Source organism: Leptotrichia sp. (assembly GCF_057270615.1).
The window spans coordinates 25,401-32,800 of record NZ_DBHIXN010000023.1; the positions used below are offsets into that span (position 1 = coordinate 25,401).

General features: G+C 27.6%; 6 protein-coding genes. 2 read left to right on the forward strand and 4 right to left on the reverse strand.

Translation table 11 applies throughout. The annotated features are described in order from the left end of the window. Both ACO409_RS05845 and ACO409_RS05850 read left to right on the forward strand, forming a co-directional pair. Window positions 1-1,005 (forward strand): hypothetical protein (locus tag ACO409_RS05845; RefSeq protein ID WP_485555688.1); only part of this gene is annotated, 1,005 nt, incomplete at its 5' end. Between the two features lie 53 nt (window positions 1,006-1,058). Further along, window positions 1,059-1,235 carry a hypothetical protein gene (locus tag ACO409_RS05850; protein ID WP_485555690.1) on the forward strand — a complete coding sequence of 59 codons (177 nt, stop codon included), beginning with the start codon at window positions 1,059-1,061 and terminating at the stop codon, window positions 1,233-1,235. A 256-nt stretch (window positions 1,236-1,491) separates the two neighbouring features. On the opposite strand, the gene ACO409_RS05855 is transcribed toward ACO409_RS05850, so the two are convergent. The 4 genes from ACO409_RS05855 to ACO409_RS05870 all read right to left on the reverse strand — a co-directional run bounded on the left by ACO409_RS05855 (window position 1,492) and on the right by ACO409_RS05870 (window position 6,932). Further along, complete coding sequence (locus tag ACO409_RS05855; RefSeq protein WP_485555692.1) at window positions 1,492-1,857, reverse strand: Rid family detoxifying hydrolase; 366 nt, start codon at window positions 1,855-1,857, stop codon at window positions 1,492-1,494. 145 nt (window positions 1,858-2,002) lie between these two features. Then, on the reverse strand, window positions 2,003-4,366 hold the full coding sequence (locus ACO409_RS05860; RefSeq protein ID WP_485555694.1) for a patatin-like phospholipase family protein: 2,364 nt from the start codon (window positions 4,364-4,366) through the stop codon (window positions 2,003-2,005). 203 nt (window positions 4,367-4,569) lie between these two features. Beyond that, window positions 4,570-5,193 carry an HAD family hydrolase gene (locus tag ACO409_RS05865; RefSeq protein WP_485555696.1) on the reverse strand — a complete coding sequence of 208 codons (624 nt, stop codon included), beginning with the start codon at window positions 5,191-5,193 and terminating at the stop codon, window positions 4,570-4,572. Between the two features lie 26 nt (window positions 5,194-5,219). Next, entirely contained in the window at window positions 5,220-6,932 is a 1,713-nt protein-coding gene (locus ACO409_RS05870) for a proline--tRNA ligase (protein ID WP_485555698.1), read from the reverse strand. Window positions 6,933-7,400 lie beyond the last annotated feature (468 nt).

Here is a 7,400-nt window from a genome sequence, read left to right on the forward strand (position 1 = left end):
TTTAATCCTATGAACCAAAATAACCAAAATCGGAATAATGGAAACTTTAATCCTACGAACCAAAATAACCAAAATCAAAATACAAATTATAATAATCAGGATCATAATTATAACAACATGAATCAAAACCAAAATAACTATAATCATAATAGTTCTAATTATAATAATATGAATCCGAATCAAAATAACCATAACTACAACCATCAAAACCAAAACTATAATCCAAATATGAATCAAAATAATAATTTTAATAATCAAAAATCTTTTTTGGATTCAATACTTGAAAAAGATAACCCGCACAACAAATTATTCTTAAAACTAATATTTTGGATAAGTACAGTTGTATTTAGCTTGGTTACTTGGATAACAATAAAAGGAATGATGATTTATAAGCTATTCTTAGATTTTCAAAAAGAAGGAACTTCATTTTTTAATTCTTCAGATGATATGGGAATGCAAAAATTAGTGGCATTTGGAGGTAAATTAGCAGCTACTTCTTTGGAAATTTTCTCTATTCGTAATATTTTGAAATATATATTTATAGTTTTGATTGTAATACTAATATTAATCTTCTTAAAACTTCGTAAAATAAATAATTTATCTAAATTTGTAAATATAAATTATTTATCAGTAATAATATTTTGCATTGCTGGTATTGCTGAAATTAAATATACAGATTTTGTTGAAAAATTTACAGGCTCATTATTAAGTTTAGAACAAGGAGATTCAGGAGCTTTATCAAACATTCTTAGTAATGCTCCAGACATATTTATGATAAAAATTTGTTTTATAGTTCTTTTTATATTTTCATTAATCGCAGTTGTTACGAATTTCTTCTTAATATTTAGAAATAAAAAATTTGAAATGCAAGATATACAAAAAGAATTTAGAACAATGAAAAATAAAGTTATGAAAAATAATAATTATAACCAAAACAACAATAATAATAATGAAAACTGGAATAATAACACAAATAATGATTATAATAATCAAAATTTTAGATAAGTGGAAAGCATTAAATAATCGTTTTACAAAATTTTATAAAAATAAGAGTAAGTATGAATGAAAACAATCATAATTATAATAATCAAGGCTATAATATAAATTATAGTAATCAAAATTACAATAAATACAATAACTATGATCAACATAATAAAGAGATGTATTTAAAAGAACTTGATTCAAGATTAAAAGATTCAAGATTAAAACTAGAGGGATTTTCTAAAATAAATTAAAATACTAATCTAATTATAACAATTCTATTTTAAAAATATACAATTTTTCTTTTTTCAAGCAGGGGTATCGTTGCCATACCCCTCAGCAAATACTTCAAAATTTTTTATTTATTAACTTAAAACAAAACTCAAAAAGCTATGACTATTTTACTCAAACTCTGAATTTGTATAATTTTCTTTTTTTAAATAAAACAGCATTATAAATAAAAAGATGATTCTAGATTTTTTCTAAAATCATCAATTTATTTTTTAAAAATTATTTTCCAAAATAAGCTATTACTTCAATTTCTACAAGTACACCTTTTGGAAGTTTGTCTACAGCAAAAGCAGATCTTGCTGGATATGGTTTAGTAAAATATTCTGCATAAATATTATTTACTGCTACAAAATCATCAATATTGTCTAATAATACAGTAGTTTTTATAACATTTCCTGTTGTTAATCCATTATTTTCCAAAATTGCTTTAATATTTTCAAGTACTTGTCTTGCTTGATCTTCTACTGTAACAGCTTCAATTTTCTGATTTTCAGGATTAATTGCAATTTGTCCTGAAATATACAAAAAATCTCCTGCTTTTCTAAATGCTGAATAAGGTCCAACTGCTTCGGGTATCTTTTTCATTTTTTCCTCCTAAATTTTTTTGATTTATAAATTTTACAATTTTATTTTATCATATTTTTTAAATATAAAAAAGAAATTTATCAATAATAGTAAATACTTTATATAACAATCTACACAAATTTAAACTAGAATTGCTACAATCACTTTATTCTGGTGAATATCCAAAATTTAACAAATATCTCCAACTTTCTCCCGGAACTTTTGCAAATCCAAAGTAAATTGGAATTGACAAGGCTTTTACTCCAATTCCAAACTTATAACTTTCCTTTACATCGTTACCAAAGCTATAACTTTTTCCAGAAATATTTGCTCTTGAATAAGTTGTATCTAAGTACACAAGTTTTGATAAATTGTACTGAGCTTTTAGGCTTCCTATAAAAATACTTGCACCATTTACTTTATCAGCTGGCATTCCTGCAAATTGCAGTGAATTATCTGATGTTCTTATTCCTCCCATTCTAGGTCTATATGTTTCAGGAATATTTTTACCATAAGTTGTTAAATAAGTTATTCCTGGAGTAATTGTTACTTTTTCACCAATCGGAATATTAACTTCTCCACCTGCATTTAGCGAATTAAACTTGGCTTTTCTTGAATTTGCAAATGTGTAATTTGAGAATAGATAAATTCCTCTTGTTGCAAAATTAAGGCTATCTCTTGTATCATAGTCCAACTTAGCTTCATAATACGGAAATTCTTTTCTTACATTTTCAGCATCATTTTCATGTTTTTCTACATCTGATATTTGATATCCTCCACCAATCGAAAGCAACAGATTTTTATATACTTCTACACCTATTCCTGTTCCAATTTTAAATTTTCTATTTTCAAAGCTAAAGTATCCATTTTTATATTTTTGATTTTCTATAATATCATGTTTATAATCAAATTTACCGTAAATTACTGCTTTTGAATTTTTTCCAAGTTCTACAGTTGCCTTACCTCTTGCTCCATATTCATTTGCAACTGTTCCACTTACTGAATATCTGATATTTGTATCATTAAAAAGTTTACTTCCTTGAAATCCCACGTTTACAGTAGCTAGATCCTCATTATTTATATTTCCAGAAAGTGTCAAATAATCACTTGGCTTTTCCTGAACATTTATTATCAGATCATTATCTTTCACTTCATAATAAACAGTTGTGAAATCACCATTTTGATAAATATTATTAACAATTTTCTCCATGTCTAGCCTGCTCAAGTTTCCAAGTCTTTTAGGAAAAAATTTGTCAAAATATGTTCTTTTGTACTTTTTATTTCCTTCTACAATAATTTTAGAAATATCATACTCGTCTTTCCAAGTTTTCCTAAATTCTTTTCGTTTTTCTTCCAGCTTTTCATAAAGCTCAGGATTTGATAATTTTCTAATTTCATCTATATTTGCCCTTGCTGCAGCCTCTCCAGCTGCAATAATATCTTTAATCTTAAAAAAATCATAAGACTCAAATTTTTCTAGATCAGGTTTTATGTACAAATCAAGCATACGAATTTGACGTTCCACTTCCTGTCTTCCTGCAATTGTTGATGCATCAGTAACCACATCAATAAGATTCATTTTTGACTCATCTCTTTTTGTAAATCCATCTCCAACATTTATACCAATTGTATAATCAGCACCAAGTACCTTCGCATCTTGAACTGGTAGATTTCGCACTACCCCACCATCAATATAAAGTCTTTTTCCATCTCGTATTGGAGAAAAAACTGACGGAATTGATAAACTTTCTCTTATCGCAGTTGCAATTGATCCCTTATCAATCATAACTCCTTCTCCAGACTCCAAATCAGTCGCAACTGCTGCAAATTTTCTAGGAAATTTTCTAAAATCTTCAATTCCCAATGCACCATAAAAAAGTTCATTCAATCTTTCACTAGCTGTCTTTCCACCAACAACTCCACTTGGCAATTTTGGCATAAAATTCTTTACTGGAATTACTGTACTATTTTTATCTTCAATCGAATTTCTTACAGCGCCTTTATCTTTTCTATCAATTTTATCACTAAAAAGACCCATCCAGTCCATATTAACCGCTATTTCCTCAATTTCTTGCGGAGTGTATCCTACACTATACATTCCCCCAATAATACTTCCCATACTCGTTCCAGTTACATATTCGATAGGCACCTTTTCCTCATCCAAAACTTTTAATATTCCAATATGGGCAAGCCCCTTTGCTGTTCCACCACTAAGAACCAGTCCAATTTTTTTATCTTCCTGTCCAATCATACTTTTTTTATTAACATTATCTTTTTCATTCCTAAGATTTTTTTTGTTATTATTATTTTTTAAATCTTCATCTTTTTTTAATTCAGTTTTCTTTTCTTTGATATTACTATTATCATTGCTATTTTTTGCATCTTCGCCATTTTTATCTTCAAAAGCAACATAATTTTCAGATTTCCAAAATTTTTCATCTTGACTTATTTCATTTTCAGAAAATCCAAAAATATTTATTATCAGAAAAATAACAAAAAAACAAGCTATTTTTCTATTTTTAACCGCCAACCGATCTCCTCCATTCTTTATATTAAACCCCCAATTGAAAAACAGAAAATATTTTTTTCTGACTAAAAATCTTAATTCCTTGTCAAAAAAATTTATATCAAATCTATTATTCTAATGGGGAAATAATATTATTTATATTTTTAATTTTTTTATACTTTAAAAAAAATCTATAAATCTTTATAACTTTTAAAATATTCTATTATTTATTTTAATCTTTCATTCAAATCTAAAATATTTCTATTTTCCAATTCTTCTTTCAATTTAGTATAATTAGGCAAATAAAGACCATTAATATTCTTTTTCTCAGCTGCTCTTATATTTTCTTTCAAATCATCAATAAATAATGTTTCTTCTGGAATTAATCCAAATTTACAAATAAGGGTATCATAAATTTTTTCTTCAGGTTTTAAAAGTTTGAAATAACATGAAATTAAATAACCTTCAAAAAGTTTGAAAAAATCATTATGATCAAATATATATTCAAAAGAATCCTTATGAAAATTTGAAAGTACATATAATTTATACTTATTATTTAATTTATAAAGAATCTTAATATTTTCTTCTATAGGTTTTAATATTTCAAAAAAATCCTTATCAAAAAACCTATCAATTTCACAAGATAAATAAGGAGCTCTTTCTTTAAAAATTTTCTTAGCTTCAGAATAAGTCAGAGTGCCTCTATCCAGCATTAACCATTCTTTAGTGTTAATTACATTATCATCAAACGCTTTTCTTTTATCTTCAGGTAGATTTTCTTCCAAATACGTATTCTTATCAAATTTTATTAAAACATTTCCTAAATCAAATACTATATTTTTTATTTTCATTTTCTCTCCAATCTGCACTCTGAATTCTAATTTTTCATAAATTTTTTCACAAATTCAACAACTTCCTCAACCTTAACTTCAACACTTTCTCCAGTTGCTCTATCTTTAACTTCCACAATTCCATTAACCGCACCTTTCCCAGCTACAATTTTAAGCGGAAATCCAATTAAGTCAGCATCTTTAAACTTAAATCCTGCTCTCTCATTTCTGTCGTCTAAAACAACATCAATATTTTCATTTTTCAACGCCTCATAAATTCTTTCAGCAACATTTACTTGAGTTTCATCTTTTACATTAGCAATAATCACATCTGCAATATATGGTGCAATTGATTTTGGCCAAATAATTCCAAAGTCATCGTGTTTTTGCTCAATTACAGCTGACATCAGTCTTGAAACACCAATTCCATAACATCCCATTAAAATTATCTGCTGTTTACCGTTTTCATCTAAAACTTTCGCATCTAATGCTTTTGAATATTTATCTCCCAATTTGAAAATGTGTCCAACTTCCATTCCACGAGCAATTTTTAGCACACCTTTTCCATCTGGCGAAATATCTCCCGCTCTAGCCGTTCTAATATCAGCAACCATATCATAATGCAAATCTTCCAAATTAACATTAATAAAATGATAATCTTTTTTATTTGCTCCCAATGCAAAATTTCTCACATATTTTACAGTTTCATCAATAACAACTGTAAGACCTTCTTTTTTCTCATAAGATCCTGCAAATCCAGGAACAATCCCAAATTTTTCACATTCTTCTTCAGTCATCATTTCCAATTCCATCGAAGCATTCACTGCATTTTTCAATTTAATTTCATTTACATCTAAATCTCCACGAATAAGTGCCAGTACATAATTTACTTTATCTTCCAACACTTCCTTCAACATAACTGCTTTAACAGTTTTTTCCTCTGGAATATTCAAAAATTCTGATAAATCCTTAATTGTCTTAGTATTAGGCGTTTCAACCAATTCTTTTGGCAATTTTTCCTCTGAACTTTCCTTCAGTTCAATAATACTCACAGCTTTTTCAACATTTGCAGCATAATCTGATGAGTCACTGTATAAAATATCGTCCTCTCCGTTTTCAGCAAGTACCATAAATTCATTTGAAGCATCTCCTCCAATCGAACCAGAATCCGCATCAACCGCTCTAAATTTTAATTCCATTCTTTCCAAAACTCTAGAATATGCATTTTTCATATTCAAAAATTCCTCATCCAACGATTCTTTTGTCAAATGGAAACTATAAGCATCTTTCATCAAGAACTCTCTTCCTCTCATAAGACCAAATCTTGGACGCATTTCATCTCTAAATTTTGTCTGAATTTGATACAAGTTAAACGGCAATTCTTTATACGAAGTAATTGTATTTCTAACAATATCCGTAACAACTTCTTCATGCGTAGGTCCCAATGCAAATTCTCTCTCATTTCTATCCTTCATTCTCATAAGTTCCGAACCATAAGCAAACCATCTACCAGACTCTTCCCACAACGAAGCCGGTTGCAACACTGGCATTAAAATTTCCTGTGACCCAGCTCTATCCATTTCCTCTCTAACAATATTCTCAATTTTTTTCAAAACTTTATATCCCAATGGCAAATAGCTATAAACTCCTCTTGTTAGCTGTCTAATCATAGAAGCTCTCAACATCAATTTATGACTTATCACTTCTGCCTCTTTTGGTGCTTCCTTATATGTTTTTAAAAATGCTTTCGATAATCTCATTTCTTCTCCTTCTATTTTTATTTTTTATTTATTACAATTTCAACAAAATATTTACACTACTCTTCATCTTATACTAAAATTCTCTTATTTTTGCTGTAAAATAACCCAAAATATAATTTTCTAAATGAAACCTAGTATTGTAATATTTATATTGTATATTTTTTTTTGATTTTTAGCAATAGTTTTTTAAAATAAATTTTTAACAATATTTAGCAAGAAGTCTCCTTCTTCTACAAGCGGGAGTAGTTCACTCTAAAAAAATAATAAAAACCGGAAGCTAATTTTCTCTTCCGATTTTTTTATAAACAATAACTTAAAATTTTATTACAACAATTTTTAAAAATTAATAAATTGCCCTAAATCCAATTCCACCTCTGACATTATTTCCTTTAGTGTCATATCCAGCATTTACTGTAACACCAAATCTAGTATTGTCAACTCCGATGTTAAGGTCAAACTTACCATTTC

Excerpts from the sequence above, each read along its gene's own strand:
- ACO409_RS05870 (WP_485555698.1), bottom strand. The coding sequence starts at position 6,932 with ATGAGATTATCGAAAGCATTTTTAAAAACATATAAGGAAGCACCAAAA.
- ACO409_RS05865 (WP_485555696.1), bottom strand. The coding sequence starts at position 5,193 with ATGAAAATAAAAAATATAGTATTTGATTTAGGAAATGTTTTAATAAAA.
- ACO409_RS05855 (WP_485555692.1), bottom strand. The coding sequence starts at position 1,857 with ATGAAAAAGATACCCGAAGCAGTTGGACCTTATTCAGCATTTAGAAAA.
- ACO409_RS05850 (WP_485555690.1), top strand. The coding sequence starts at position 1,059 with ATGAATGAAAACAATCATAATTATAATAATCAAGGCTATAATATAAAT.